The organism is Paractinoplanes deccanensis (assembly GCF_016862115.1).
In the GTDB taxonomy this organism is placed as follows: domain Bacteria; phylum Actinomycetota; class Actinomycetes; order Mycobacteriales; family Micromonosporaceae; genus Actinoplanes; species Actinoplanes deccanensis.
On the sequence record NZ_BOMI01000186.1, the window covers coordinates 57,924 to 83,903 of the forward strand.

Here is a 25,980-nt window from a genome sequence, read left to right on the forward strand (position 1 = left end):
TCACGCCGGCGGGTCGAGCCAGAGCCCGGGGGAGGGCAGGTGGGACTCCAGCTCGGCCCACAGGTCGCCGGGGATCGGGATCTCGGCCAGGGCCAGGGTCTCCGTCACGCGCTGCGGCGAGGAGACGCCGACCACCGTCGAGTCGATGAACGGCGCGCGCAGGGAGAACTGCAGGGCCGCCGCGGCCAGGGGGATGCCGGCGCGCTCGGACGCGGCCGCCATGGCCCGGGCCGCGCGGGCTATGCGGGCGTCGCGCTCGCCGTACGCGTACCTCGTCTGGCGTTCGGGGCCCTTGGCCAGCATGCCGCCGCCGTAGGGTGCGGCGTTGAGGACGCCGATGCCCTGCGCGTGGGCGGTGCGGAAGAGCTCCTCGGCCGAGCGGTCGAGCAGCGTGTAGCGGTTGTGGGTGAGCACCACCTCGAAGACGCCGGTGTCCAGGTATTGCCGCATCAGGGCGACCGGGCCGCCGGCCACCCCGAGGTGGGAGACCAGGCCCTCGCGTTGGAGGTCGGCCAGGGCCTCGACGGCGCCGCCGGGCGCGGTGGCCTCGGCGAAGGTGATGCGCTCGGGGTCGTGCAGGTGCAGCAGGTCGATGTGGTCGAGGCCGAGTCGTTCCATGCTCTCGGCCAGCGACTGCCGCACGCGGGCGCCGGAGAAGTCGCCGGTACGGGGATCGGGGTCGACCTTGGTGGCCAGCACCGTGCCGGGCGGGAGGCCGCCGCGGGCCTGCAGGGCGGCGCCGATCCTGCGTTCGGCCGCGCCGTCCGCCCCGTACCCGTTGGAGGTGTCGATGAAGGTGATTACCGGGTTCTGAAGGACGGCGTCGACAGTGGCGACGGCGCGGTCCTCGGACACCGCATAGCCGTAGAGGAAGGGCATGTCGGCCAGCGGGCTGGTGCCGACGCAGATCTCGCTGACGCGCAGGCCGGTGCGGCCGAGCTCGGTCATGCCGCCGCCTCGAAGATCGCGCGGGCGCGGTGGTAGGCGCCGACGATGCGGGACAGCACGGCGTCGGTGCCGGCGTCGCCGCGGGTCGACTCGGGGTGCTCCCGGCGCCAGGCGACCATCCGGGAGGCGGCCCGGTGGAACGTCAGCCGCGGCGCGTAGCCGGGCACGAAGGTGCGGATCTTCGTGGTGTCGAAGACGGCGCTGTGCCCGATGTCGCCCACCATCTCGCCCGACCAGAACCAGTCGGGCGCGACCAGCGGGTACATCTCCGAGGCGACGTGCACGAGCCGCGGGGTGACACCGAGCGCGTCCGCGACGATCGTGTAGATCTGGTCCCAGGCGTGGACGTCGTCGCCGGTGATGGTGAACGTCTCGCCGATGGCCCGGGGGTTGCCGAGCAGACCGACCAGCCCCTGCGCGAAGTCCTCGGCGTGGGTGAGCGTCCAGAGCGAGGTGCCGTCGCCGTGCACCGGGATCTCCTCGCCGCGGGCGATCCGGTCCACCACCGTCCAGCCGCCCGGCAGCGGCGGGTTCGCGTCGTCGTAGGTGTGCGACGGGCGCACGATCGTGATCGGGAAACCCTCGCCGAGGTACGCGTCCTGCAGCGCGCGTTCGGCGCGCCACTTCGCGGTCGCGTAGTCGAGGTGCGGGTTCGGGCCGACCGGCGTCGACTCGGTGATCGGCACCTGGCGCACCGGCTTGGCGTAGATCGAGGCGGAGCTGATGTGGACGTACTGCCGGGTGCGGCCGCCGAAGAGGCCGGCCATGCGGCGGGCGTCGTCCGCGTCGTACGACAGGAAGTTGACCACCGCGTCGAAGCCGCGGCCGGCGAGCGGGGCCTCCAGCGCGGCGACGTCCGCGACCAGCGACTCCACCCCGTCCGGCAGGACCCGTTCCTGGCTGTTGCGGCCGCGGTTGACCACGGTGACCCGCATGCCGGTGGCCACCGCGAGCCGCACGCAGGACGCGCTGATCGTGCCGGTGCCGCCGAGGAAGAGCACGCTCAGATCCGTACGATCGAGGCCGGGGTGCACCTGGGTGAGTGGCACAGGCGTTGTCCTTACTCGATCGCGCCGGCCGAGAGGCCGGATGACGCTGACCAGCGTACGCAGGCTGCCGGCGCCGTCCATCCGTCCCGACGGCGAAGAAGACCACCTTTCTCAGGAGTGCCGATGAACGACACGTACGCACACCGGATCGGGGAGACGTCCGTCGTCGTCCGCGGGCCCGACGGCCGGCCGCTCGCCGACCGGGTCGTCACCGTCCAGCAACGGCGGCACGCGTTCTCGTTCGGCAACATCGGGTTCGACTTCGTCTCCCTCGTCGGCGGCCCCGGCGACGAGGCGAGCGCCGGGGTCTTCGGCGGCGCGGCCGGGCTCGGCCTGGAAACGCTGGCGGCCGAGTTCACCCACCTGTTCAACACCGCGACCCTGCCGTTCTACTGGGGCGGGTACGAGCCGGTGCGCGGCCGCACCGACCGGCAGCGGCTGGAAGCCACCGCGCGCTGGCTCGTCGGCCGCGGCGTCACGGTCAAGGGGCATCCGCTGGTGTGGCACACGGTGCAGCCGTCCTGGCTGCTCGGTCTGCCCGCCGGCGAGGTCGAGCGGTTGCTGCGCGCCCGCGTCCGCGAGCTGGTGTCCGGCTTCGCCGGCCTGATCGGCACCTGGGACGCGATCAACGAAGCGGTCATCATGCCGGTCTTCGCCAACGGCGACAACGCGATCACCCCGCTGGCCCGGAGCAAGGGCCGGATCGCGATGGTGCGGCTCGCCTTCGAGGAGGCGCGGGCGGCCGACCCCGGCGCCACCCTGCTGATCAACGACTTCGACCTGTCGTCCGCGTACGAGTGCCTGATCGAGGGGGTGCTCGAGGCGGGCGTACGGATCGACGCCATCGGTTTGCAGACCCACATGCACCAGGGTTACCGCGGCGAGGAGTACATGGGCCGGATGCTCGACCGCTTCGCCCGCTACGGCCTGCCGTTGCACCTGACCGAGAGCACGCTGGTCTCCGGCCACCTGATGCCGTCCGAGATCGAGGACCTCAACGACTACCGGATCCCGTCCTGGCCCAGCACCGAGGAGGGCGAGGCCCGGCAGGCCGACGAGATCGTGCGCCACTACCGGTCGCTGGTCGCCCATCCGGCCGTCGCCGCGATCAACTACTGGGGCATCACCGACAACGGCTCCTGGCTGGGCGCGCCGGTCGGCCTCCTGCGCTCGGACGGCAGCCGCAAGCCCTCGTACGAAGCCCTCGAATCCCTGATCAAGGGCGAGTGGTGGCTGCCACCGACCGAGATGCGCACCGACGCGTCCGGCGCGATCCGGGTGCGGGGTTTCCACGGCGAGTACGAGGTGGACGGCATGCCGTTCACCATCGGCGCGAGCGGCGCCCCGGTCTCCAGCGGGACCGGGGCGCCGTCGGTGCGGTGAGCCGTCAGGCGATGTCGCCGTCGCGTTTCAGGGCTATCGCCGTTTCCAGGGCGCGGAAGTCCTTCGCCAAGGGCTTCGCGTCGCGGACCTCCTCCCAGCGGGTCACCTTGTCGTCGCCTGTGGTCTCGAAGACGATGCACTTGTCACCGGGGGTCAGGAAGACTCCGTAGCGGCTGTTGTCCTCGCCGTTGATCAGGCCCGCGAGGATCGTCTCCGAGGGGGAGAGTCCCTTCGCGGCGAGCAGGTCGCGCAGGTCGGCGAAGTCCTCGTCGTCACGCAGCCACTCGGTCCACTCGGTGACCTCTTCCCGCAGGACCTTCTCGCTGTGTTGTCTCTTGGTCATTTGAGCTCCGTCACGATCACGATGTCATCCGGCAGTCTCGACTGGCACCAGCCGCACACCGGCCGCGTGGCGCCGATGGCGTTGATGGTGGCACCCCGGGCCTGCGCGGCGCGGTACAGGTGCATCTCGGCGTCGTTGATGTGCGGCAGGTGGGCCTGGTCCGGCGGCGCGGGCGACTTCACGTTGATCGCCTTGCCGTTGCCCCGGACGGCTCGTGGCACCCGGCCGTCGCGGCCGGCGCCGGCCACCCACAGCTCCGGCTTGCCGCCCGCCGTCGTCACGTGCGCCGCCGCGTACGTGGTGCGCCCGGCCTCGCCCTGGCTCATGGCCGACTTCATCTGGGCGACCTTCGCCCGCACCGACCGGATCGCGGTCGAGCAGTTGTGCACCAGCACCGGGGTCTTGCCGGCGAGCACATGGTACGTGTGCAGCCCGTCGACGCTGAGGTTGTAGACCCTTTCCCGTTCGGTGTACGGGCGCAGCGCCACGATGGTCACCGCGGCGCCGGTGTCGGTGCGCACCCGCTGGCCCGTGCGCAGGTCCTTCGCCGCCGTCCAGCGCCGGGTGTCCTCGACCCAGAACGGATGGCCGTCGGTGGCGGTCACCGTCGCGTCCGCGCCGTCCGCCTCGACCGTGACGTCCACCAGGTGCTTCTCGCCCTCGCCGGCGATCAGCGCGGTGACCGTGCGCCCGCCGGCCGTGGCCGTGGCCGGGTCGGCCGCCGCCACCTTGTCGCCGATGCGGATCTCGGAGATCGGCTTGGTGCTGCCGTCGGCCAGCTTCACCTCGGTGCCGCCGGTGAAACTGTTGCCCAGGCACGCCGTGCCGAGCGACCGGCTGGATCCGGCGGCCGACTCGCGCACCGCCATCGCGGCGTCGCGCCCGGCCACCGCCTCGGCCCGGCCGGCCGTCGCCGTGTTGCGGGCACCGGCCCGGGCGGCCGTGCTCTCCCCGCCGATCAGCAGGCTGGCGATGTCGAGCGTGGCGCGGGTGCCCTGCCGGATCGGGTTGCCCTCGTCCTCGGCGTACTCGGCCTCGATGGCGCTCTTGAGCTTCTCGTCGTCGAGCAGCGTGGTGGCGCGCTCCTTGAGCCGGTTGCGGGCCGCGGACCGCCGGCCCGGGTCGCGGTCGGCCTTGTCGAAGCTGGTGCCGGCCGCCGTGTCGAGGTCGTGCGCCGTGTCCTCGATGCCCTGGAGGGTCTCCTCGCCCCACTCCTTGGCCTCCGACGCGACGTCCTCGGTCGCCGACGCGGCCTTGTCCACGGCGCCGGAGATGGCGTCGCCGATGTCGGACGCCTTCTCCTCGACCGTGTCCAGCAGGTCGTCGAGCAGCAGCCCGGACGGGTCGACGGCCACGGTCGGCCGGTTCGCGACGTAGGCGTACGGCGACACCGACGGCTCACCGACCCCGCTGCGCACCGGGTCCACGCCGGTGAACCGGCCGGTCGACGGCGAGTAGACGCGGGCCCGCTGGTAGTAGTCCCCGCCGAGCGTCGGGTCCGAGTACTGCCCGGTGAACCGCAGCGGGTTGGCCGTGGCGGCCGCGTCCGGCGTGACCGTGACCCCGGCCCGGGTGGGCGACGTGCGCTCCACGCCGAACGGGTCGTAGTCGAGCACCGACTCGACGGCCCCGGAGCCGGCGACCATCGCGCTGGTGCCGCCCAGCCAGTCGTGCACGTAGTAGTGGTGCGCCCCACCGGCGGTCAGCGCCGCCGACGCGCCGTCGGGCAGATAGGTGAAGGTACGGCTGTCCGCGCCGGACCGGTCGATCGCGATCTGCGGCAGCGGGCCGACCGGGTCCCACTCGAACGTGCGGGTCGCCGCGCCGGTGGCCGAGGTGAGCCGCAGGCCGTTGGCGTCGTAGTCGTACGTGGTGGTGGTCCCGCCGACGGTCGCGGACAGCAGGGTGTGGTCGAGGTGGTAGCTGAACCGGTCGGCGCCGGCGTCGAGCTGATTGCCCTCGAGGTCGTACTTGTACGTCTTGGTCGCGCTGCCGGTGGTCTCGCTGAGCAGCTGGTCCACGACGTCGTACCGGTAGGTGGTGGTGCCGGAGCCGGCCGAGCCGGACCTGGCCTGGGAGGTGCGGTTGCCGACCGGGTCGTAGCGGTAGTCGATGCGGCCGGTGCCGCCGGACGAGCACGACGGCGTGGCGTAGCAGGCCGACGTGAGCCGGTCCGCCGCGTCGTACGCGTACGCCACCTGCTCGCTCACCCCGCCGCGGGTGGTGGTGATGGAGTTGGTGTTGCCGACGGCGTCGAGGGCGAGGGCGAAGGCGCCGATCGTGCCGGACGGCCCGCCGGCGGCGGTCGTGGTGGACACGCCGGTCAGCCGGCCCGAGCGGTCGTAGTCGCGGTTCTCCCGCAGATCGCCGGCGGGCAGGTCCGTCCGGACGCGGCGCCCGGCCGGGTCGTAGTGGAACGCCCACGTGCCGGCCGGGCCGGCCAGCTCGGTGACGCGGTTGTCGTCGTCGTACGCGGCGGTCAGCGCGGTGCCGTCCGGGTAGCGGCGGCTGGTGACGTTGCCCGCCGCGTCGTAGCCGTAGCCGAAGGCCCGGTCGCCGCGCGCGATGCGGGTGGGCCGGCCGGCGTCGTCGTAGTCCGCGGTGTATCCGCCCGACGGGTCGTTCGCCGCGGTGAGCCGGTCCTTGGCGTCGTAGCCGTAGGTGTAGGCGGGCCCGGAGGTGCCGAGCTTGCGCTGGGTCAGCCGGGACAGCGAGTCGAACGTGTCGGTGATGGTGCGCTGCGCCCGGTCGGGGTCGCGGCCGGGGTTGCGGGGGTCGGCCACGGTCCGGGCGGTCACCGTCTCGGTGAGGTTGCCGTCGGGGTCGTAGGCGTACTCCCGGAACCGGCCCAGGTCGTCGGTGGTGGCCACGAGCCGGCCGGCCACGTCGTACAGCATCGAGCGGGTGTGCCGGTTGGCGTCGTGCACCGCCGTCACCAGGCTGTCCGCGTCGTAGTCGTACGTGGTGGCCTGCTGGTCGGAGGTGGCGTCCGGGCCGCGGACGGCGACCGTGCGGTCGGCGTCGTCGTACCGCCAGGTGGTGACGTGCCCCTTGGCGTCGGTCATCGTGGTGGTGCGGTTCGTCGCGTCGTAGGCGAACTTGGTGACGTGGCCGAGCGGGTCGGTGACCGTGCTGAGGTTGCCGGCGAGGTCGTAGGCGTACCGGGTGCGGTACGCGTCGGCGTCGGCACCGGCCACGTTGCCGCGCGGCTCCACCGAGCTGAGCAGGCGGCCGTCGTCGTCGTACGTGAAGGTGGTGACCCCGCCGGTCGCGGTGGTCTGCTTGACGACGTTGCCGGCTTCGTCGTGCTCGACCCGGGTGACGTTGCCGCGCGGGTCGATCGAGGTGGTGGGGCGGTTGGCCTTGTCGTAGGTGAGCGAGACCGCCGAGCTCACCGGGTCGGTCACCGACGTGACGTTGTCGGCGTTGTCGAACCCGCTGGTGGTCTGCTTGCCCAGCTCGTCGATGTCACCGATGGCCCGGTTGAGCTCGTCCCAGCTGGTGTCGCGGGTGACCGTGCCGCCGCCCGGGTTCGGGTGGGTGCGCCGGACCGGGTTGTCGTTCGCGTCGTAGTGGAACGTCCACGTGTACGCGGCCGCGTCGGCGCCGGCCACGTTGCCCCGCGGGGTGACGAGCTTCTCCAGCAGGCCCTTGGTGCTGTAGGCGTACGTGGTCTTGTTGCCCACCCCGTCGGTGACCGAGGCCAGCCGGCCGGCGGCGGTGTAGCCGTACGTGGTGAGCCGGCCCACCGGGGACTTGACGGTGGTCAGCCGGCCCGCGGCGTCGTAGTCGAAGCGGGTGTTGTGCGACAGCGGATCGGTCTGCACGGCGAGGTGGCCGACCTCGTCGTAGTCGGTGCGCCAGGGCTGGCCCTTGTCCGGGTCCTGCTGGGTCTTCGGCCGGTCCAGCTGGTCGGAGGTGTACTTGGTGAGGTAGCCGCGCGGGTCGGTCATCGACGTGCGGCGCCCGGTGCCGTCGTAGCCGTACTGGGTGCGGCGCCCGGTGGGCGCGACGATCGCCGTGTGGTTGCCGGCGGCGTCGTACTCGTACCGCGTGACCTTGCCGCGCGGGTCGGTCTGTGACCGCAGCAGGCCGCGGTCGTCGTACGCGTAGGAATGCGAGTGGTTCTCCGCGTCGGTGCGCTTGGTGACCTCGTGGAACTCGTTGTACTCGACGTTCCAGGTGTTGCCGCGCCCGTCGGTGTACCGGGTGGGCCGGTTGCCCGCCTGGTAGGCGGCCGCCGTGCCGAAGCCGAGCGGCTCGGGTGCCTGCTGCGAGGTCGGGTTGCCGGCCGTGTCGAAGCCGGTGGCGTGCTGGTTGCCGTTGCCGTCGACGTTGAGCACCGGGTTCGCCCGCTCGTCGTACCGCTGGCTGGCGCTGTCGCCGTTGCCGTTCTGGCTGTACTGCAGCAGGTTGCCGGCGTAGCCGTCGGTGTCCACCACGCCGTCCGGGTCGGTGACCTTGGCCTCCTGCCGCGCCTCGTCCCAGGCGACGGTGGTGACCTTGCCGAACACGTCGCGCTGCTGCTCGACCCGGCCCGTCGTGCCGTTGTAGGTGTTGGTCAGCTGCACCTGGCCGCGCGCGTCGACGACCTGCGACAGCCGGCCGTTGTCGTAGCGGTACTGCGAGGTCTGCCCGGTCGCGGCCTGCACCGACCGCAGCCGCCCGCCCTCGTAGTCGAACTGGGTGGCCCGCCCGTCGGGCAGCGACACCTTGCGGATCAGGCCCAGGTCGGTGCGCGTCTCGACGGTCACCTTGCGGCCGGCCGCGTCGGTCACCGACGTCAGCGCGGAGCCGTAGTACGACAGCGTCAGCCCGAGGCCGCGCGCGTTGCGCACGGCGGTGAGCCGCCCGCCGCCGTCGAAGCGGTAGTGCACCTGCTCCGGGGTGGTGAGCTCCCAGCCGTCCGCGGTCTTCTTCAGGTCGGAGCGGACCCCGGCCGGCTTGCCGAACGAGCCGTCGTCCGCGGCGGTGTAATCGGCCTGGGCGCCGTCCTCGGCCCGCACGGTCGCGCCCGCCGGCGTGGCAGTGACCCGCAGGTCGAGGGTGGAGGCCCAGCCGGTGCCGAACAGCCCGGCGGTGGTGTTGGCCGAGGAGTAGACGCGGTTGAGCGCGAACGGCACGGCGAACGACGACATCGCCAGGTCGGACTCGGTCCGGGTGTAGGCGCCGGTGCCGGTGTTGACGCCGCTGCCGCGCAGCTTCTGCCCCGACGTGGTGCGGCCCAGCGCGTTCGGGCACGCGCATCCGACGGCTTGCGCGGCGGGAACCGCGGGGGAGTCGGCGAGCGTCCGGGGGCTCGCGGTGTTCGACGGCGGCGAGGTGACCGTCGAGCCGTCCGGGTAGGTCGCGGTGATCTGGGCGAAGTAGTCGTGGCCGGCGTCCAGCGCCCAGCCCTCGGCCCCGCCGAAGCCGCGGCAGTTCCGGCGCGGGGTGCCGCACCCGGCGAGATCGCCCGGGCCGAGCGTGACCGACTGCTGGGCGGCGCGCGTGCCGGCGTCGAAGACGGTCGCGGTCCACGACGTCACGGCCGTGTCGGCGAGGTCGAAGTAGAGCACCAGCGAGGTGTCGCCGGCGGCGTAGCCGGAGCGCAGCAGCAACTCGCCCGCCTTGGCCTTGGCGGCGGGCTTCGGCACCGCGGCGAAGTCTTTCGCCGAGAGGGTACGGGCCGGGCCGCTCGCGCGGGTGCCGGGCGGCTCGACGGGAACCCGTTGGCCGGCCGGCAGACCGTGGTTGGGCTGGGCGCTCAGCGGCAGCGGCCGGGCGGGCGAGCCGGGCCCGGAGGGTGCCGGCGCGGTGGACGGTGCCGCCTTCGCCGTGATCGGCGGCGCGGCGGCCGCCGCTGGTGGTGCGACGGTCGCGGCCAGCAGGGCCGCGAGCGCCGCGCTTCGGATGCGCATGATGTCCCCCGTTCAACGACGTCCGTGAATCGAACGCGCCTGTCGGGGACGCTATAGCGCATGGATGATCGTTAATGTCCGGAAACGGGCTCCGGGCTAGTACTAGCGTACGAATTCCGCGGGCTTACGACGCTGTTGGGAGCGCTTCCATCGGCGTACACTCGCGCGCGGCCCCGGCGTCAGGGCCGCACCGCCTTGGCGTGGAACACCTGGTCGCCGTACGGAATCGCCTCCGGGGTCCAGGCGATCCGCCCGGCGCACAGGCCGCGGGCCGCGAGGTCGCGGGCGATCAGCGGGACGGCCTCGATCGTCGCCGGCGGCCAGTCGTGCATCAGGATGATCCCGCCGGGCTGCAGCGTGCGCGCGGCGGCGGCGATCTCCTCGGCGCTCACGCCCGCCCAGTCGCGCGAGTCCACCGTCCACAGCACCTCGAGCAGGCCGATCCGCTCGGCGGCGGCGCGGACCTGGTCGTTGGTCTCGCCGTAGGGCGGCCGGAACAGCGCCGGCTCGCGGCCGGTGACGTCGCGCAGCACCCACTGCGTGCCGGCGATCTCCTGGAAGACGGCCGCCTCGCTCAGCTGCGGCAGATGCGGGTGGGTGAAGGTGTGGTTGGCGATCCACATGCCGGCCCGCTGCTCGGCGCGCACCATCTCGGGCCGTGCCAGCGAGTTGTCGCCCTGGTTGAAGAACGTCGCCCGCAACTTGTGGGCCCGCAGGGCCGCCAGCAGCTGCGGCGCGGTCGCGCTGGGCCCGTCGTCGAACGTCAGCCCGACATACCCCGCTCGGCACGGTCCACCACCTTGCGCCGAGGCGGGTGCCGCATTCGTGAGCCCGAACGCCGCCATCGCGGACGCCGCGAGCAAGGCCATGACCCGAGAGCGTCCCGTCATGGCTCCCCCTTCGAAAGTATCGATAATTGTCGTTCTATGCACGCTAGGTTCGCCGACTGGACCGGTCAAGAGCGCGCGAAACTTCCGGCGGCTCCCGGACCCAGGACAGCGGGTTGTCAGTTTGCGGATCGATCCCACCTTCCGCCGTTCCGTCTATCAGGTCGCGGAGCAGCGGTACGACCCGCTGGGCGAGTGGCTGACCACCGATCTCGGCACGTTCTTCCTGGTGTCCTGGCGACCTTGGACGCGCTGGCGATGGCCGACGACGTGGTCGCCGGACGCGATATACGCGTGCGCCGCGCTCGCCTCTGATGCCCGCGCGTGATCGGGACAGGAGCGATGCGCTGATCACCCGATGTTGACTGCGGCCGTCGACTTCGGCTCGATGTGGGTGGGGTTTCGCGGGCCTAGCGTCGCGGTCATGAATCTTCGGCTCGCCATCGTTCTGGGCGTTCTCGGGCTGGCGCGCCCGGTGCTGAGCATCGCCGGGGCGTACGACTCCGGTCCGCTCGCCAAGCCGGTCGGGCCGCTGGTGATCACCGCGCTGATCGCCGTGGTGTGGGTGGTGGTCGCGGTGGTGCGCCGGGTGCCGAATCCGGTGGTGACGCTCGCCGTGGCCGGCTTGGCCTACGGCGTGGCCGCGATCCTGCTGAACTGGTCACTCCAGCCGTTCCTCGCGTCGGCCGAGACGATTCCGCTGCCCGGGTATGCCGGGATCCTCGTCTTCAACACGCTTCAGGGTGCCGTGCTCGGCGGTCTGGCGTGGCTGGTGCGGCGGGCCATGCCCGGCCGGGCGCGCGGTCCGGCATCCGGCGGTGCTCGGGCGAAGGGGTGAGCCGCAACTATCCTGCGGTCATGGTCCCGGACGCGCGTTGGGTCGATGCCCTGCTGGGCGCCGCCACGGCGGCGATCGTGGCCACGGCGGTCACCGCGAACGTGCGCGGCGACGGCGTTCCGCCGATCGCGTACGTGTTCGCCGTGGGGTTCGGCGCGCTCATGCTTCTTCGCCGCCCGTACCCGGTGCTCACCCTGGCCGCGTCCGGGCTCGGCCTGCTCGGCTACTACGCCCTCGGGCTCCCGCCGATCGGTCTCGCGCTGCCGGTCGGCGCGGCGCTGTACTCGGCCGCCGAGGCCGGGAAGCTGCGCTGGGCGATCGCCTCGGCGGCCACCCTGGTCGCGGTCTCCTCCGTGGCGCGCAGCCTCGGCGGGGAGGATCCCGGCTATCTGTACGCCTACGAGCTGCCGACCACCGTCGCGGTGATGGCCGCGGCGATCCTGCTGGGCGAGGTGGTCCGTACCCGCCGGTTGTGGCGCGCCGAGGTGGCCGCCGGCCTCGCCCGCGAGGCCGGCGGGCGGATACAGGAGGAAAGGCTGGCCCTGGCACGCGACCTGCACGACGTCCTGGCGCACACGATCTCGGTGGTGACGCTGCACGCCGACGTCGCCGACGAGGCGCTCGACGACGACCGCACGGAGGCCGCCCGGCGGGCGATCCGGCGGATCCGGCAGGCGAGCGCCGGCGCGGGCCGGGAGCTGCGCGGCACGCTGGAAGCCCTCCGCGGCCGGCGGGCGACCGCGGAGGCGGCGGCACATGACGCACCGATCGGTGCGCTGTCACGACTGGACGAGCTCCTCGCCGGCGCTCCGGTCGAGGTGGTGGTGGAGGGTGACGCCCGGCCGCTTCCGCAGGTGGTGGACGCCACGGCGTACCGCATCGTCCAGGAGGCCCTGACCAACGCCCGCCGCCACGCGGCGGGCCGATCCGTGCGGCTCACGATCTCCTACACGCCCGGCAAGGTGGCCCTGCGCATCGTCAACGAGGGTGCCGCCACGACCGCGCCGGGCAACGGACACGGACTGAACGGCATGCGGGAACGGGCCACCCTGCTCGGCGGCACCCTGCACGCCGGAGCGGCCCCGGACGGCACGTTCGCGGTGACGGCCACCCTGCCCGCGGAGCCCGCCGCATGACCGTCCGCGTGCTGCTCGCCGACGACCAGGAGCTGGTCCGGGCCGGTCTGCGCGCGCTGATCGAACGTGACCCGGAGCTGAGCGTCGTGGGGGAGGCCGCCGACGGCGCCGAGGCGGTGGCGCTGGCCGCCGCCGAGCGGCCGGACGTGGTGCTCATGGACCTGCGGATGCCGCGGGTCGACGGCATCGAGGCGACCCGCCGCATCGTCGCCGACCCGGCGCTGGCGGCGGTGCGGGTGGTGGCGCTGACCACCTACGGCACCGACGAGTACGTGTTCGCTGCCATCCGGGCGGGCGCGGCCGGATTCCTGCTCAAGGACTGCGGCCCGGAGGAGCTGCGCCGTGCGGTGCGCCTGGTCGCCGCCGGCGAGGCCCTGCTGTCGCCCGCGGTGACCCGGCGGGTGATGGACGCGGCGGTCGGCGCGGGCCCGGCCGCAGTGGACACCGCCCCGCTGGCGGCCCTGACGGACCGCGAACGTGACGTGCTGGTCGAGGTGGCACACGGGCTGGCCAACAACGAGATCGCGGAACTGCTGCACCTGAGCCACGCGACCGTGCGCACCTACGTCAGCCGCCTGCTCACCAAGCTCGCCGCCCGCGATCGTGCCCAGCTGGTCGTGGTCGCCTACCGCACCGGCCTGGTGAGGCCACGCTGACGCGGCGGAGATTCCCTTTCGGCCGCCGCAGGCCAGGGCTCTGCTGGCGGTGTTGCTGACGCGGGTCGGCCGGCCGGTGAGCATCGCCGAGATCGTCGACATCCTCTGGGGTCCGTCCGCGCCGGACACCGCCCCGAACGCCGTCCACGGGCACGTCAGCACCTTGCGCAGACTGCTGGAGCCGGGTCTGCCCGCGCGGGAGCGGGGCCGATCGGGGAGGAGAAGCTGTGGGAGGCGCTCTTGCCGCTGTCCGCGTCCAGGCGCAAGACGTCGCCGCCGGAGCCGCAGCCGGCGCTGCAACCGACGCTGAAGAGCCTGAACGAGCCCGACGGTGTTGCATACAGTATTCAGATGCCAGTATGGTGGATGTCACTCGATCGATGTCGATGGGAGGCGGGATCGCCGTGGTCAGTCCTGGCACTTCGGTAACGGATCGGGTGCGTGCGCTGGTCGCGGCGCATCGTGGCGATCGGGGGGCACTTCTGCCGATCCTGCATCGGATACAGGCCGAGTTCGGCTACGTCGACTCCGACGTGGTGCCGGTGCTGGCGGCCGAGCTGAACATCTCCCGGGCCGACGTGCACGGGGTGGTGACCTTCTACTCCGACTTCCGGTCCGAGCCCGCCGGCCGGACCGTGCTGAAGCTCTGCCGGGCCGAGGCCTGCCAGTCGGTGGGTGCGGAGCAACTGGTCGCGCACGCCGAGCGGGTGCTGGGCATCAAGACCGGCCAGACCACACCGGACGGCTCGGTGACGCTGGAGCAGGTGTTCTGCCTGGGCAACTGCGCGCTCGGCCCGGCCGGTCAGGTCAACGACCGCGTCCGGGGACGGCTCAGCCCGGCCCGGCTGGAGAGCCTGCTCAAAGGGGCGGCGAGCCGATGACGACGACGGTTTACGTGCCCCGGGACTCGGCCGCGCTGTCCCTCGGCGCCGACGAGGTCGCCGCCAACCTCGCGCAAGAGGCAGACCGGCCGATCCGCATCGTCCGGAACGGCTCGCACGGCATGCTCTGGCTGGAGCCGCTGGTCGAGGTGGTCACCGAGCGCGGCCGGATCGGGTACGGCCCGGTCGAGCCGGACGCGGTTGCCGGCCTCGTCGCGGCCGGCATGCTCGACGGCGCCGGCCACGAGCTGTGCCAGGGCGTGGTGGCGGAGCTTCCGTGGCTGCGCGACCAGACCCGGCTCTGCTTCGCCCGGGTCGGCGTGACCGATCCGCTGTCGCCCGAGGACTACGTGGCGCACGGCGGGCTCGCCGGGTTGCGCCGGGCGCTGCGACTGCCGCCGGCGGACGTGGTCGCCGAGGTCACCGAGTCGGGGCTGCGCGGGCGCGGCGGCGCGGGCTTCCCGGCCGGCATCAAGTGGAAGACCGTGGCCGGCACCCCGGGCCCGCTGAAGTTCGTCTGCTGCAACGCCGACGAGGGCGACAGCGGCACGTTCGCCGACCGGATGCTGATGGAGGGCGACCCGTTCACCCTCATCGAGGGGATGACGATCGCCGCGTACGCGGTCGGCGCCACCGAGGGCTACGTCTACATCCGCTCCGAGTACCCGGACGCCGTGCGCACGATGCGCGAGGCCATCGCGGTGGCCCGCGAGCAGGGCTGGCTGGGCGAGAACGTCCTCGGCGCCGGGCACACGTTCGACCTGTTCGTCCGGGTCGGCGCGGGCGCGTACATCTGCGGTGAGGAAACCGCGATGCTGGAGAGCCTGGAGGGCAAGCGGGGCATGGTGCGGGCGAAGCCGCCCATCCCGGCGATCACCGGGCTGTTCGGCAAGCCGACGGTGGTGAACAACGTGCTGACGCTGGCCTCGGTCCCGGCGATCCTGGCCGGCGGCGCGGCGGCGTACCAGGCGCTCGGCGTCGAGCGGTCGCGCGGCACCCAGGTGTTCCAGCTGGCCGGCAACGTCGCCCGCGGCGGCATCTTCGAGACCGCGTTCGGCATGACGCTGCACGAGCTCGTGCACACCTACGGCGGCGGTACCCGCACCGGCCGCCCGGTCCGCGCGGTGCAGGTCGGCGGGCCGCTCGGGGCGTACCTGCCGGCGACCGGCCTCGACCTGCCGATGGAGTACGAGGCGTTCGCCGCCGCCGGCGCGATGCTCGGGCACGGCGGCGTCGTGGTCTTCGACGACACCGTGGACATGGCGTCGATGGCGCGCTTCGCGATGGAGTTCTGCGCCGAGGAGTCCTGCGGCAAGTGCACGCCCTGCCGGGTCGGCGCGGTGCGCGGCGTGGAGGTGATCGACAAGATCGTCGCGGGGCAGGACCCGGACGGCAACCTCGCCCTGCTGGGCGATCTCTGCGAGCTGATGACCGAGGGGTCGCTGTGCGCGATGGGCGGCCTCACCCCGATGCCCGTACGCAGCGCCCTGCTGCATTTCGCCGACGACTTCGGCCCGAAACGAGCCGGCGACTTCGGCCCGAAACGAGCCGGCGACTTCGGCCCGAAACGAGCCGGCGACTTCGGCCCCGCGAGCCCGAATGGAGGAGGCCACCGATGAGCCTGCTGAAGGAACCCGACCTCGGCACCCCGGCCAAGCCCGGCCCGGCGACGGTGTCGCTCGAGGTGGACGGCCTGCCGGTGACCGTGCCCGAGGGCACCTCGGTGATGCGGGCGGCGGGGCTGTGCGGGATCGACGTCCCGAAGCTCTGCGCCACCGACAGCCTGGAGGCGTTCGGCTCGTGCCGGCTCTGCCTCGTCGAGATCGACGGCCGGCGCGGCACCCCGGCCTCCTGCACCACGCCGGTCGCCGAGGGCATGCGGGTCAGCACCCAGACGCCGAAGCTCGCCAAGCTCCGGCAGGGCGTGATGGAGCTGTACATCTCCGACCATCCGCTGGACTGCCTCACCTGTTCCGCCAACGGCGACTGCGAGTTGCAGGACATGTCCGGCGCGGTCGGCCTGCGGCAGGTCCGCTACGGCTACGACGGCGCCAACCATCTCGACGAGAAGACCGACTCCAGCAACCCGTACTTCGACTTCGACGCCTCCAAGTGCATCTCCTGCTCCCGGTGCGTGCGGGCCTGCGGCGAGGTGCAGGGGACGTTCGCGCTGACCATCGAGGGCCGCGGCTTCGGCTCGAAGGTCTCGGCCGGCGGCACCGACTTCATGAGCTCCGAGTGCGTCTCCTGCGGCGCCTGCGTGCAGGCCTGCCCGACGGCGACGTTGCAGGAGAAGTCGGTGATCCAGCTCGGGATGCCGAGCCGGAGCGTCATCACCACCTGCGCGTACTGCGGGGTCGGCTGCTCGTTCAAGGCCGAGCTGCGCGGGGCCGAGCTGGTCCGGATGGTGCCCTACAAGGACGGCGGCGCCAACGAGGGGCACTCCTGCGTCAAGGGGCGTTTCGCCTTCGGCTACGCCACCCATCCCGACCGGGTGCTCACGCCGATGGTCCGCGAGAAGATCACCGACGAGTGGCAGCCGGTCGACTGGGACACCGCCATCGCGTTCACGGCGGCCCGGCTGCGCGACATCCAGTCCCGGCACGGCGTCGGCGCGATCGGCGGCATCACCTCCTCACGCACCACCAACGAGGAGGTGTACGTGGTGCAGAAGATGATCCGCGCCGCGTTCGGCAACAACAACGTGGACACCTGTGCCCGGGTCTGCCACTCGCCGACCGGGTACGGCCTGAAGCAGACCTTCGGCACCTCGGCCGGAACCCAGGACTTCCGGTCGGTCGCCCAGTCCGACGTGATCATGGTGATCGGCGCGAACCCCACCGACGGGCACCCGGTGTTCGCGTCCCGGATGAAGCGCCGGCTCCGCGAGGGCGCCAAGCTGATCGTGATCGACCCGCGCCGGATCGACCTGGTCCGCTCGCCGCACATCGAAGCCGCGCACCACCTCCAGCTCGCGCCCGGCACCAACGTGGCCGTGGTGAACGCGCTGGCCCACGTCGTGCTGACCGAGGGGCTGGTGGACCGGTCGTTCGTCGGCGAGCGCTGCGAGGACTTCGACGACTGGGCCGAGTTCATCGCCCGGCCGGAGAACAGCCCGGAGGCGGTCGAGGAGCTCACCGGGGTGCCGGCCGAGGAGGTCCGGGCGGCGGCACGGCTCTTCGCCACCGGCGGCAACGGCGCGATCTACTACGGGCTCGGCGTCACCGAGCACAGCCAGGGCTCCACCATGGTGATGGGCATGGCGAACCTCGCGATGGCGACCGGCAACATCGGCCGGGAGGGCGTCGGGGTCAACCCGCTGCGCGGCCAGAACAACGTGCAGGGCTCCTGCGACATGGGCTCGTTCCCGCACGAGCTGCCCGGCTACCGGCACATCTCCGACGACGTCGTCCGCGGCGTGTTCGAGAACATGTGGGGCAGCACCCTCCAGGCCGAGCCGGGCCTGCGGATCCCGAACATGTTCGACGCCGCCATCGAGGGCAGCTTCCGGGCGCTCTACGTGCAGGGCGAGGACATCGCGCAGTCCGACCCGAACATCAACCACGTGCACGCCGCGCTGCGGGCGCTCGACCTGGTCGTCGTCCAGGACCTGTTCCTCAACGAGACGGCCAAGTTCGCCCACGTCTTCCTGCCCGGCACCTCCTTCCTGGAGAAGGACGGCACGTTCACCAACGCCGAGCGCCGGATCAACCGGGTCCGCCCGGTGATGGCGCCCAAGACCGGCAAGCACGAGTGGCAGATCGTCGCGGAGATCGCCGAGGCGATGGGCTACCCGATGCGCTACGACCACCCGAGCCAGATCATGGACGAGATCGCCGCGCTCACGCCGACCTTCGCCGGGGTTTCCTTCGACAAGCTCGACAAGCTCGGCAGCGTGCAGTGGCCGTGCAACGACAACGCGCCCGAGGGCACGCCGATCATGCACAGGGACGGCTTCGTCCGGGGCAAGGGCCGCTTCGTGCGTACGCCGTTCGTGCCGACCCGCGAGCGCAGCACCCGCAAGTACCCGCTGATCCTGACGACCGGCCGGATCCTCAGCCAGTACAACGTCGGGGCGCAGACCCGGCGTACCGCGAACGTGGCCTGGCACCCCGAGGACGTCCTCGAGATCCATCCGCATGACGCGGAGGTGCGGGGCATCAACGACGGTGACGAGGTCGTGCTGAGCAGCCGGGTCGGTGCCACCACGCTGCGCGCGGTGCTCGCCGACCGGATGCCGGTCGGCGTCGTCTACACCACCTTCCACCATCCGGTGACCGGGGCGAACGTGGTCACCACGGAGAACTCCGACTGGGCGACCAACTGCCCGGAGTACAAGGTGACGGCGGTGCAGGTCGGTCTCAAGGCCGCACCGCGACCGGCCGAGGCACTGCGGTCGGCGATGGCGGCCGAGTGATGTCCCCGCAGGTCCGGATGATCAACGACATCGCCGTCCAGTTCCGGCACCAGGCGCCGGACGCGGCCGCGGCGGCCATCGCGGAGCACGTCCGGGCGTTCTGGGACCCGCGGATGCGCGCCGAGCTGATGCGCCGGGTCGAGTCCGAGCCCCAGGGCCTGGACCCGCTCGCCCTGGCCGCCGCCCGGCTGTTGTCGACCTAGTCCTGAGGAGAGCCCGTGCGCTACGACGTGAACTGCTCGATCCTGTTCACCGAGCTGCCCCTGCTGGAGCGGCCGGCGGCGGCGAAGGCGGCCGGATTCGACGCTGTCGAGTTCTGGTGGCCGTTCGCCGAGGCGGTCCCGCCGGCCTCCGAGGTGGACGCCTTCCTCGACGCCCTCGGCGACGCCGGCGTCCAGCTCGTCGGCCTCAACTTCTTCGCCGGCGACATGCCCGGCGGCGACCGGGGGCTGGTGTCCTGGCCGTCCCGCTCGGCCGAGTTCCGCGACAACGTCGAACTGGTCACCGGGATCGGCGCCGCCACCGGGTGCCGGTCCTTCAACGCCCTGTACGGCAACCGGATCGCCTACATCGACCGCGAGGTCCAGGAGGAGACGGCGGTGGCGAACCTGGCCTTCGCGGCGGCGGCCATCGACCGGATCGGGGGGACGGTGCTGGTCGAGGCGGTGAGCGGGCCGCATCCGTACCCGTTGCGCACCGCCGCCGACGTCGTCTCGGTGCTGGACCGGGTGCGTGCCGAGCGCGGATCCGGCAACCTGGCGTTCCTCGCCGACCTCTATCACCTGACCGTGAACGGCGACGACGTGGCCAAGGTCCTCGAGGAGCACGCCGAGCGGATCGGGCACGTGCAGATCGCCGACGCCCCGGGCCGGCACGAGCCGGGCACCGGCGACATCGGCCTCGACGGCCACCTGAGCCGGCTCGACCAGGCCGGATACCAGGGCTGGGTGGGCCTGGAGTACGTCCCGAGCGGACCGAGCGCCCTGAGCTTCGACTGGCTGCCCCGCGACCTGCGAAGGGAACACTGACATGACGACCGTCGGTTTCATCGGACTCGGCATCATGGGCGGCCCGATGGCCGTCAACCTGGCCAAGGCGGGATACGACGTCCTCGGCTACGACGTCACCGCGGCCCGCACCGAGATGCTGGCCCGGGCCGGTGGCCGGGCCGCCGCCGGGGTCGCGGAGGCGGTGCAGAAGGCGGACGTCGTCGTCACGATGGTGCGCGACTCGGCGGACGTCGAGGCGGTCGCCCTCGGCGAGGACGGCATTCTGGCCAACGCGCGGGCGGGTCAGCTCTACATCGACATGAGCAGCATCTCGCCCACGACCTCCCGCGCCGTCGCCGAGGCGGCGAGACCTCTGGGGGTACGGGTGCTCGACGCCCCGGTCAGCGGCGGCGAGCCGGGCGCGATCGAGGGCAGTCTGTCCATCATGGTCGGCGGCGGCGCCGAGGACTTCGAGGCGGCGCTGCCGGTCCTGGAGGTGCTCGGCGCGACAGTGGTGCACGTCGGCCCGCACGGCGCCGGCCAGACGGTGAAGGCGGCCAACCAGCTCATCGTGGCCGGCACCATCGAGCTCGTCGCCGAGGCGATCGTCTTCCTCGAGGCGTACGGGGTGGACACCGGCGCCGCGGTCCGGGTGCTGGCCGGCGGCCTGGCCGGCAACCGGATCCTGGACCGCAAGGCGGCCGGGATGCTGGCCCGGCGCTTCGAGCCCGGCTTCCGGATCGACCTGCACCACAAGGACATGGGCATCGTCACCTCGGCGGCCCGGGAGGCCGGCGTGGTCATCCCGCTCGGGTCGGCGGTGGCGCAACTGATCGCCGCGCTGAAGGCGCAGGGCGACGGCGGCCTCGACCACAGCGCGCTGCTGAAGCTGGTCGAGCAGCTGTCCGGCCGTGCCTCACGGTGACAGCGGAAGCAGCTCGACCTCGCCGCCGGTCCACCCCGGCGGCACGACCGCGAGCGCGTCCGCCGCGGCGGCGCCCCGCAGCGATCCGGGGCGGTCGTGGCCCACGGGCAGGGCCCGCGATCCGGAGAGGGCCACTGGCACCAGCCGGGTGTCCCGCTCGTGCGGTGCCACCGGCCCGGCTAGCCTGGCGGTCAGCACCGGCGGCTCGCCGCGGCCGGCCAGCCGGCCGAGCAGCGGGCACAGCAGAGTGAGGGCGGCGACCAGAGCCGCGTACGGGTTGCCGGGCAGGCCGACCACGAACCGTCCGTCCGGCAGCACCGCGAGGAGCTGCGGGTGACCCGGCCGGCAGGCGACGCCCCGGACCGGAACCCGCGCGCCGAGGGTGTCGAGGGCGCCCCGCAGGTGGTCGGCCGCGCCGGCCGAGGTGGCCCCGCAGACCACCAGCACCTCGGCATCGGGGCGGTGCAGCGCGTCGACCAGGGCCGCGTGCCGGTCGGTGACCCGGGCCGTCCAGGCCGGGTCGGCGCCGGCGGCCCGGATCAGGCCGGGCAGCATCGGCCCGATGGCGTCGCGGACCTGCCCGGCCGCCGGGATCCCGGACGTGCGCAGCTCGGCGCCAGTGACCACCATCGCGGCCCGTGGCCGCCGGTGCACGGGCAGCGTGTCGTGTCCCAGGCCGGCGGCCAGGCCCAGCACGGCGGAGGTGACGACCGTGCCGGCGGCCAGCACCTCCTGGCCGGCCGGGCAGTCCTCGCCCCGGCGGCGGATGTGCCGGCCGGGGGAGAGCCGGCCGGTCACCGTGCGGCCCGTGCGGGTGGACTGCTCGTAGGGCAGCACCGCGTCGGCGCCGGCCGGCACCAGCGCGCCGGTGCCGATCTCCATCGCCTGCCCGGGCGAGAGCGGCGCGGGCGGGTCCGCGTCGCCGGCGAGGATCCGCCCGGCGAGATGCCACGGGCCGATGCCCGCGACGGCGTACCCGTCCATGGCGGCCGCGTCGTAGGCGGGCAGGGGAGAGAGCGCGACCAGCGGTTTCGCGAGCGCGCAGCCGGCCGCCTCGCCGAGCGGCACCTCCACCGCGGGCAGCGGGCCGCCCGCCTCGCGAGCACACTGCCGGGCCTGGTGCCAGCCGGTGGCGTTCATGGTATGCATCCTCCATACTGTATACGATAGTCGGCTCGGTCGGAGGTGCCAGATGACGGATATCCGCAACGACACGACGATCCGCGAGGTCAGGGACTTCTACGGCCGTCGCTACCGGGTCGGCGAGAGCGACCGGGTCCTGTTGGGACGGTCGCGCTCGTGGATGCTCTGGCTGCCGATGGCGGCGATGCTGGCGATCAGCCTCTTCCAGTACGGCTACGGCGCGGCCCTGCCGGCCCTCGTCGAGGCGACCGGATGGAGCGTGTGGCAGGCGTTCGCCGTGCTCGGGCTCTGGGTGGTCTGCCAGGCGGCCGGCTCGCCGCTCGGCGGGTGGCTCTACCAGCGGATGCGGGTGTGGCTCGCCGTGCCGATGCTCGCCGGCGCGGCCTGCTGCCTGACCGCGCTGGTCACCCTGGCGCACACCGATGACCTGGCCGCCGTCCTGCTGGGCTACTCGGCGCTGGGCGGCCTCGGCGCCGGTCTGGTCTACATGACATGCATCGCCACGGTCACCGAGTGGTTTCCCGAGCGGCTCGCCTCACGGGTGGCCATGGTGGGCGCCGCGTTCGGCTACGGCGCGATCCCGTTCGTCATCGTCGCCGGCTACGCCCTCGGCCCGGCGAACCGCACGGAGCTGCTGGCCGGCGCCGGCGTGATCGTCTTCGGCGTGGTGGGCGCCTGCGGGCTGGCGATGCGCAAGCCGCCGAAGAACTGGTGGCCCGCCGAGATCGACCCGCGGCGCTGGGCCATGGACCGGCGGCTCAACCGGAGCCTCCCGAACAACCGTCCCGCCGCCCGGCCCTATCCACCGCTGGCGGCGCTGCGCAGCGGCATGCTGCCGTTGATGTTCCTGGTCGTGGTGCTCACCGCGGCCATGGCGCTGTTCGACATCGCCTACCTCGCCGGCACCGCGTACACCGTCGGCCTGCCGGCGACGACCCTGGTCGCCGCGATGGCGGCGCTGGCCGCCGGCAACGGGATCGGGCGGGCGGTGACCAGCTCGCTGGCCGACCGGATCGGCCGGCGCGGCGCGCTGGGCCGGTCCCTGCTGGCCGGTGGGGTGGCCCAGTTCGGCCTGCTCGCGGCCGCGACCAACGACAACCACCCGGGCGCGCTGGTGTGCTTCGCCGCGCTGGCCGGCGCCGGCGCCGGAGCGGGCTACTCGCTGCTGGTCAGCCTGGTGCGGGACTGGTTCGGCGACGACGCGACGGTGCCCAACTACGGGATCGTCTACAGCGGAAAGGCGGTCGGCGGCGTGACCGGGATCGTGCTCGCGGGCCTGGTGGTGACCGGGCCGGACTCCGTCGTGCCGTTCGTGGTGGCCGGCTGCCTCGGCCTGCTCGGCGCGGCGCTGACCCGCTGGATGCGCCAACCGGGGCCCGCCTTCGTGCGACTGCCCGGCATGGGACGACGAGAAAGGGCGGTGACGCGATGGGACGGGTGACGATCAGGCGCCGGGTGACGCGGATCGTCGACGGGGCGGACAGCCGGCCGGTCGACACGCTGGCGGCCGAGGAGCCGCTGGAGATCCGGGTGAACGGGCGCTCCCTGGTGGTGACGATGCGGACCCCGGGCGACGACTTCGACCTGGCGGCCGGATTCCTGGTCAGCGAGGGCGTGGTGCGGCGGGCCGGCGAGATCGCCGGCATCCGCTACTGCGCGGGCGCCACGGCGGACGGCGGCAACACGTACAACGTGGTCGACGTGGTCCTGGCCGCCGGGGTGGCGCCACCCGACCCGTCGCTGGAACGCAACTTCTACACCACCTCGTCGTGCGGGCTCTGCGGCAAGGCGAGCCTCGACGCGGTGCGCACCGTCGCGGCCTGGCCGGTGCGCGACGATCCGATCCGGCTCGACCCCGGCGTGGTCAGCACCCTGCCCGGCACGCTGCGCGCCGCGCAGCGGGTCTTCGACCGCACGGGCGGCCTGCACGCCGCGGGGCTGTTCTCGGCCGCCGGCCGGCTGCACTGCCTGCGGGAGGACGTCGGCCGGCACAACGCGGTCGACAAGGTGGTCGGCTGGGCGCTGCGCGACGGCCGGTTGCCGTTGCGCGACACCGTCCTGATGGTCAGCGGGCGGGCCTCGTTCGAGCTGGTGCAGAAGGCGGTGATGGCGGGCATCCCGGCGCTCGCCGCGGTCTCCGCGCCGTCCTCGCTCGCCGCCGATCTGGCGGACGACGCGGGGCTCACCCTGATCGGATTCCTGCGCGGCTCGTCGATGAACGTCTACGCCGGCGCACACCGCGTGGTGCGGCGGGAGCGGGCCGGTTCGCGCTGAGCGAGAGGTCCGGGCGGAGGCGGGCGACTCCGCCCGGACCGGCGCCGCCGCCGGCGTGGCCGGCTCGCCGGAGGGGAGCCCCGGCGGGCCGGCCGCCGGCGGTCAGCGTGCCGGTAAGGTCTCGCGCATCAGGGCGGCCGCCTCGGACGGCGTCCGGCCGACCCGCACTCCGGCCGCCTCCAGGGCCTTCTGTTTGGCGGCCGCGGTGCCGGACGATCCCGAGACGATCGCGCCGGCGTGGCCCATCGTCTTGCCCTCGGGCGCGGTGAAGCCGGCCACGTAGCCGACCACCGGCTTGCTGACGTGGTCCCTGATGTACTCCGCGGCGCGTTCCTCCGCGTCCCCGCCGATCTCGCCGATCATCACGATCGCGTCGGTCTCGGGGTCGTCCTCGAACGCCCGCAGGCAGTCGATGTGGGTGGTGCCGACGATCGGGTCGCCGCCGATGCCGACGCAGGTGGAGAAGCCCAGGTCGCGCAGCTCGTACATCATCTGGTAGGTCAGGGTGCCGCTCTTGCTGACCAGGCCGATCCGCCCCCGCCGGGTGATGTCGGCGGGGATGATGCCGGCGTTGGAGAGGCCGGGGCTGATCAGGCCCGGGCAGTTCGGCCCGATGATCCGGGTCGCGTCGCCGGCGGCCTGGGCGTACGCCCAGAACGCGGCCGTGTCGTGCACCGGGATGCCCTCGGTCAGGACCACGGCCAGGCCCAGCTCGGCGTCGATCGCCTCGATCACCGCGGCCTTGGCGAAGCGGGGCGGCACGAAGACCACCGAGGTGTCGGCGCCGGTCGCCTCGGCCGCCGCGGCCACGCTGTCGAAGACCGGGATGCCGTCGACCTCCTGGCCGCCCTTGCCGGGCGTGACCCCGGCGACGACGGCCGTACCGGCGGCGACCATCCGCCGGGTGTGCTTGGTGCCCTCGGTGCCGGTGATGCCCTGGATCAGCACCCGGCTCTTGTCGGTGAGGAAGATGGCCATGGTCACGCCCCCTTGCCGGCGAGCTCGGCGGCGAGCCGCGCCGCGCCGTCCATCGTGTCCGAGCTGATCACGCCGGGCAGCGCCGCCTCGGCGAGGATCTTCCGCCCCTGCGGGGCGTTGTTGCCGTCCAGCCGGACGACCACCGGCTTGCCGATCGTCTCGCCGGGTGCGGTCAGCATGCCGATCGCCTGGACGATGCCGTCGGCGACCGCGTCGCACGCGGTGATGCCGCCGAACACGTTGACGAGGACGCAGCGCACGTCCGGATCGCCCAGGATGATCTCGAGGCCGTCCGCCATCACCTGGGCCGAGGCGCCGCCGCCGATGTCGAGGAAGTTCGCCGGGCGCACCCCGCCGAACCGCTCGCCCGCGTAGGCGACCACGTCCAGGGTGCTCATCACCAGGCCGGCGCCGTTGCCGATGACGCCGACGGAGCCGTCGAGCTTGACGTAGTTCAGGTTCTTCGCGGCCGCCCGCGCCTCGAGCGGGTCGGTGGCGCCGGCGTCGGCGTACCGCGGGTGGCCGGGTTGCCGGAACCGGGCGTTGTCGTCCACCGTGACCTTGCCGTCCAGCGCGCGCACGCTGCCGTCGGCGAGCCGGGCCAGCGGGTTGATCTCGACCAGGGTGGCGTCCTCGGCGCGGAACACGTCCCAGAGGCGGACCAGGATCTCGGCGACCTGGTCGCGCACCTCCTCCGGCAGGCCGGCGTCCGCGGCCAGCCGGAGCGCCTCCGGCCGGCCGAGCCCGGCGCCCGGGTCCACCTGGAGCCGGGCCAGCGCGTCCGGGTTCTCGGCCGCCACCTGCTCGATCTCGACGCCGCCCTCCCGGGAGGCGAGCGCGAGGAACGACCGGTGGGACCGGTCGAGCAACAGCGACACGTAGTACTCCTCGGCGATCTCGCTCGCCTCGGTGACCAGCACCTTGCGCACGGTGTGGCCCTTGATGTCCATGCCGAGGATCGCGGCCGCCACGTCGTGCGCCGCGTCCGGGCCGTCGGCCGGTCTGACCCCGCCGGCCTTGCCCCGGCCGCCGGTCTTCACCTGGGCCTTGACCACGACGCGCCCGCCGATCTCGGCGGCCGCCGCGCGGGCCTCGCCGGGGGTGGTGGCGACGCGGCCGCGGCTGACCGGTACGCCGTGCTTGGCGAAGAGTTCCTGTGCCTGGTGCTCCAGCAGATCCACCGGGCCTCCCTTCTGTTGACCTTCGGTGGGTTCGCTCCGTCGCCGGGACGGC

At 73.0% G+C, this 25,980-nt stretch carries 22 protein-coding genes; 14 read left to right on the forward strand and 8 right to left on the reverse strand.

The features are described from left to right. Both Ade02nite_RS43940 and Ade02nite_RS43945 read right to left on the reverse strand, forming a co-directional pair. On the reverse strand, positions 1–948 hold the full coding sequence (locus Ade02nite_RS43940) for an aldo/keto reductase (protein WP_203777144.1): 948 nt from the start codon (positions 946–948) through the stop codon (positions 1–3). Then, positions 945–1,997: an NAD-dependent epimerase/dehydratase family protein gene (locus Ade02nite_RS43945; protein WP_239169493.1), complete on the reverse strand. Its 1,053-nt coding sequence runs from the start codon at positions 1,995–1,997 to the stop codon at positions 945–947. Before Ade02nite_RS43945 ends, Ade02nite_RS43940 begins: the two co-directional genes overlap by 4 nt. 123 nt (positions 1,998–2,120) lie before the next feature. Here Ade02nite_RS43945 and Ade02nite_RS43950 point away from each other — a divergent pair, with 123 nt between their 5' ends. Beyond that, a complete protein-coding gene (locus Ade02nite_RS43950; protein ID WP_203777148.1) occupies positions 2,121–3,380 on the forward strand; it encodes an endo-1,4-beta-xylanase in 1,260 nt (419 codons plus the stop codon). A 4-nt stretch (positions 3,381–3,384) separates the two neighbouring features. Here Ade02nite_RS43950 and Ade02nite_RS43955 read toward each other — a convergent pair whose 3' ends face one another. From Ade02nite_RS43955 to Ade02nite_RS43965, 3 genes are all read right to left on the reverse strand, one after another. After that, positions 3,385–3,723, reverse strand: coding sequence for a hypothetical protein (locus tag Ade02nite_RS43955; RefSeq protein ID WP_203777150.1), 339 nt, complete (start codon positions 3,721–3,723; stop codon positions 3,385–3,387). Then, positions 3,720–9,623 (reverse strand): polymorphic toxin-type HINT domain-containing protein, encoded by a 5,904-nt coding sequence (locus Ade02nite_RS43960; protein WP_203777152.1) that lies wholly within the window; start codon positions 9,621–9,623, stop codon positions 3,720–3,722. The genes Ade02nite_RS43955 and Ade02nite_RS43960 overlap by 4 nt, the downstream gene beginning before the upstream one ends. Positions 9,624–9,802: 179 nt before the next feature. Next, positions 9,803–10,513, reverse strand: coding sequence for a polysaccharide deacetylase family protein (locus tag Ade02nite_RS43965; protein ID WP_239169494.1), 711 nt, complete (start codon positions 10,511–10,513; stop codon positions 9,803–9,805). A gap of 121 nt (positions 10,514–10,634) precedes the next feature. Between Ade02nite_RS43965 and Ade02nite_RS43970 the strand changes: the two genes are divergently transcribed. From Ade02nite_RS43970 to Ade02nite_RS44020, 11 genes are all read left to right on the forward strand, one after another. Beyond that, positions 10,635–10,838, forward strand: coding sequence for a hypothetical protein (locus Ade02nite_RS43970; protein WP_203777154.1), 204 nt, complete (start codon positions 10,635–10,637; stop codon positions 10,836–10,838). Between the two features lie 96 nt (positions 10,839–10,934). Further along, positions 10,935–11,348 carry a hypothetical protein gene (locus Ade02nite_RS43975; protein ID WP_203777156.1) on the forward strand — a complete coding sequence of 138 codons (414 nt, stop codon included), beginning with the start codon at positions 10,935–10,937 and terminating at the stop codon, positions 11,346–11,348. 20 nt (positions 11,349–11,368) lie between these two features. Then, positions 11,369–12,484, forward strand: coding sequence for a sensor histidine kinase (locus tag Ade02nite_RS43980; protein ID WP_203777158.1), 1,116 nt, complete (start codon positions 11,369–11,371; stop codon positions 12,482–12,484). Then, positions 12,481–13,140 carry a response regulator transcription factor gene (locus Ade02nite_RS43985; protein WP_203777160.1) on the forward strand — a complete coding sequence of 220 codons (660 nt, stop codon included), beginning with the start codon at positions 12,481–12,483 and terminating at the stop codon, positions 13,138–13,140. The genes Ade02nite_RS43980 and Ade02nite_RS43985 overlap by 4 nt, the downstream gene beginning before the upstream one ends. A 10-nt stretch (positions 13,141–13,150) precedes the next feature. After that, positions 13,151–13,450, forward strand: a complete 300-nt coding sequence (locus Ade02nite_RS50875) for an AfsR/SARP family transcriptional regulator (RefSeq protein WP_369076685.1) — start codon at positions 13,151–13,153, stop codon at positions 13,448–13,450. A 127-nt stretch (positions 13,451–13,577) separates the two neighbouring features. Then, positions 13,578–14,021 carry a formate dehydrogenase subunit gamma gene (locus Ade02nite_RS43995; RefSeq protein ID WP_203777164.1) on the forward strand — a complete coding sequence of 148 codons (444 nt, stop codon included), beginning with the start codon at positions 13,578–13,580 and terminating at the stop codon, positions 14,019–14,021. Beyond that, a complete protein-coding gene (locus tag Ade02nite_RS44000; protein WP_203777166.1) occupies positions 14,018–15,640 on the forward strand; it encodes a formate dehydrogenase beta subunit in 1,623 nt (540 codons plus the stop codon). The genes Ade02nite_RS43995 and Ade02nite_RS44000 overlap by 4 nt, the downstream gene beginning before the upstream one ends. Continuing rightward, complete coding sequence (fdhF, locus tag Ade02nite_RS44005) at positions 15,637–18,438, forward strand: formate dehydrogenase subunit alpha (protein ID WP_203777167.1); 2,802 nt, start codon at positions 15,637–15,639, stop codon at positions 18,436–18,438. Before Ade02nite_RS44000 ends, fdhF begins: the two co-directional genes overlap by 4 nt. Then, positions 18,438–18,641: a formate dehydrogenase subunit delta gene (locus Ade02nite_RS44010; RefSeq protein ID WP_203777168.1), complete on the forward strand. Its 204-nt coding sequence runs from the start codon at positions 18,438–18,440 to the stop codon at positions 18,639–18,641. Before fdhF ends, Ade02nite_RS44010 begins: the two co-directional genes overlap by 1 nt. Before the next feature lie 15 nt (positions 18,642–18,656). After that, positions 18,657–19,466, forward strand: a complete 810-nt coding sequence (locus tag Ade02nite_RS44015; protein WP_203777170.1) for a hydroxypyruvate isomerase family protein — start codon at positions 18,657–18,659, stop codon at positions 19,464–19,466. 1 nt (position 19,467) lies between these two features. Further along, positions 19,468–20,352 carry a 2-hydroxy-3-oxopropionate reductase gene (locus tag Ade02nite_RS44020; RefSeq protein WP_203777172.1) on the forward strand — a complete coding sequence of 295 codons (885 nt, stop codon included), beginning with the start codon at positions 19,468–19,470 and terminating at the stop codon, positions 20,350–20,352. On the opposite strand, the gene Ade02nite_RS44025 is transcribed toward Ade02nite_RS44020, so the two are convergent. After that, positions 20,344–21,501, reverse strand: a complete 1,158-nt coding sequence (locus tag Ade02nite_RS44025) for a molybdopterin molybdotransferase MoeA (protein WP_203777174.1) — start codon at positions 21,499–21,501, stop codon at positions 20,344–20,346. The two genes, Ade02nite_RS44020 and Ade02nite_RS44025, sit on opposite strands and share 9 nt — an antisense overlap. A 43-nt stretch (positions 21,502–21,544) precedes the next feature. Here Ade02nite_RS44025 and Ade02nite_RS44030 point away from each other — a divergent pair, with 43 nt between their 5' ends. Together Ade02nite_RS44030 and fdhD are read left to right on the forward strand one after the other, a co-directional pair. Continuing rightward, on the forward strand, positions 21,545–22,936 hold the full coding sequence (locus Ade02nite_RS44030; RefSeq protein ID WP_203777176.1) for an MFS transporter: 1,392 nt from the start codon (positions 21,545–21,547) through the stop codon (positions 22,934–22,936). Next, entirely contained in the window at positions 22,924–23,769 is an 846-nt protein-coding gene (fdhD, locus tag Ade02nite_RS44035; protein ID WP_203777178.1) for a formate dehydrogenase accessory sulfurtransferase FdhD, read from the forward strand. Before Ade02nite_RS44030 ends, fdhD begins: the two co-directional genes overlap by 13 nt. Before the next feature lie 102 nt (positions 23,770–23,871). On the opposite strand, the gene sucD is transcribed toward fdhD, so the two are convergent. After that, positions 23,872–24,747, reverse strand: a complete 876-nt coding sequence (gene sucD / locus Ade02nite_RS44040; RefSeq protein WP_203777180.1) for a succinate--CoA ligase subunit alpha — start codon at positions 24,745–24,747, stop codon at positions 23,872–23,874. 2 nt (positions 24,748–24,749) lie between these two features. Further along, positions 24,750–25,928 carry an ADP-forming succinate--CoA ligase subunit beta gene (gene sucC / locus Ade02nite_RS44045; protein ID WP_203777182.1) on the reverse strand — a complete coding sequence of 393 codons (1,179 nt, stop codon included), beginning with the start codon at positions 25,926–25,928 and terminating at the stop codon, positions 24,750–24,752. Between the last annotated feature and the right edge of the window lie 52 nt (positions 25,929–25,980).

Coding starts and splice junctions, on each gene's coding strand:
- sucD (WP_203777180.1), bottom strand. CDS start 24,747: ATGGCCATCTTCCTCACCGACAAGAGCCGGGTGCTGATCCAGGGCATC.
- Ade02nite_RS44000 (WP_203777166.1), top strand. CDS start 14,018: ATGACGACGACGGTTTACGTGCCCCGGGACTCGGCCGCGCTGTCCCTC.
- Ade02nite_RS44025 (WP_203777174.1), bottom strand. CDS start 21,501: ATGCATACCATGAACGCCACCGGCTGGCACCAGGCCCGGCAGTGTGCT.
- Ade02nite_RS43940 (WP_203777144.1), bottom strand. CDS start 948: ATGACCGAGCTCGGCCGCACCGGCCTGCGCGTCAGCGAGATCTGCGTC.
- Ade02nite_RS44020 (WP_203777172.1), top strand. CDS start 19,468: ATGACGACCGTCGGTTTCATCGGACTCGGCATCATGGGCGGCCCGATG.
- Ade02nite_RS43980 (WP_203777158.1), top strand. CDS start 11,369: ATGGTCCCGGACGCGCGTTGGGTCGATGCCCTGCTGGGCGCCGCCACG.
- fdhF (WP_203777167.1), top strand. CDS start 15,637: ATGAGCCTGCTGAAGGAACCCGACCTCGGCACCCCGGCCAAGCCCGGC.
- Ade02nite_RS43975 (WP_203777156.1), top strand. CDS start 10,935: ATGAATCTTCGGCTCGCCATCGTTCTGGGCGTTCTCGGGCTGGCGCGC.
- Ade02nite_RS43965 (WP_239169494.1), bottom strand. CDS start 10,513: ATGACGGGACGCTCTCGGGTCATGGCCTTGCTCGCGGCGTCCGCGATG.
- Ade02nite_RS44010 (WP_203777168.1), top strand. CDS start 18,438: ATGTCCCCGCAGGTCCGGATGATCAACGACATCGCCGTCCAGTTCCGG.
- fdhD (WP_203777178.1), top strand. CDS start 22,924: ATGGGACGGGTGACGATCAGGCGCCGGGTGACGCGGATCGTCGACGGG.
- Ade02nite_RS43955 (WP_203777150.1), bottom strand. CDS start 3,723: ATGACCAAGAGACAACACAGCGAGAAGGTCCTGCGGGAAGAGGTCACC.
- Ade02nite_RS43985 (WP_203777160.1), top strand. CDS start 12,481: ATGACCGTCCGCGTGCTGCTCGCCGACGACCAGGAGCTGGTCCGGGCC.
- Ade02nite_RS43960 (WP_203777152.1), bottom strand. CDS start 9,623: ATGCGCATCCGAAGCGCGGCGCTCGCGGCCCTGCTGGCCGCGACCGTC.
- Ade02nite_RS43950 (WP_203777148.1), top strand. CDS start 2,121: ATGAACGACACGTACGCACACCGGATCGGGGAGACGTCCGTCGTCGTC.
- Ade02nite_RS44030 (WP_203777176.1), top strand. CDS start 21,545: ATGACGGATATCCGCAACGACACGACGATCCGCGAGGTCAGGGACTTC.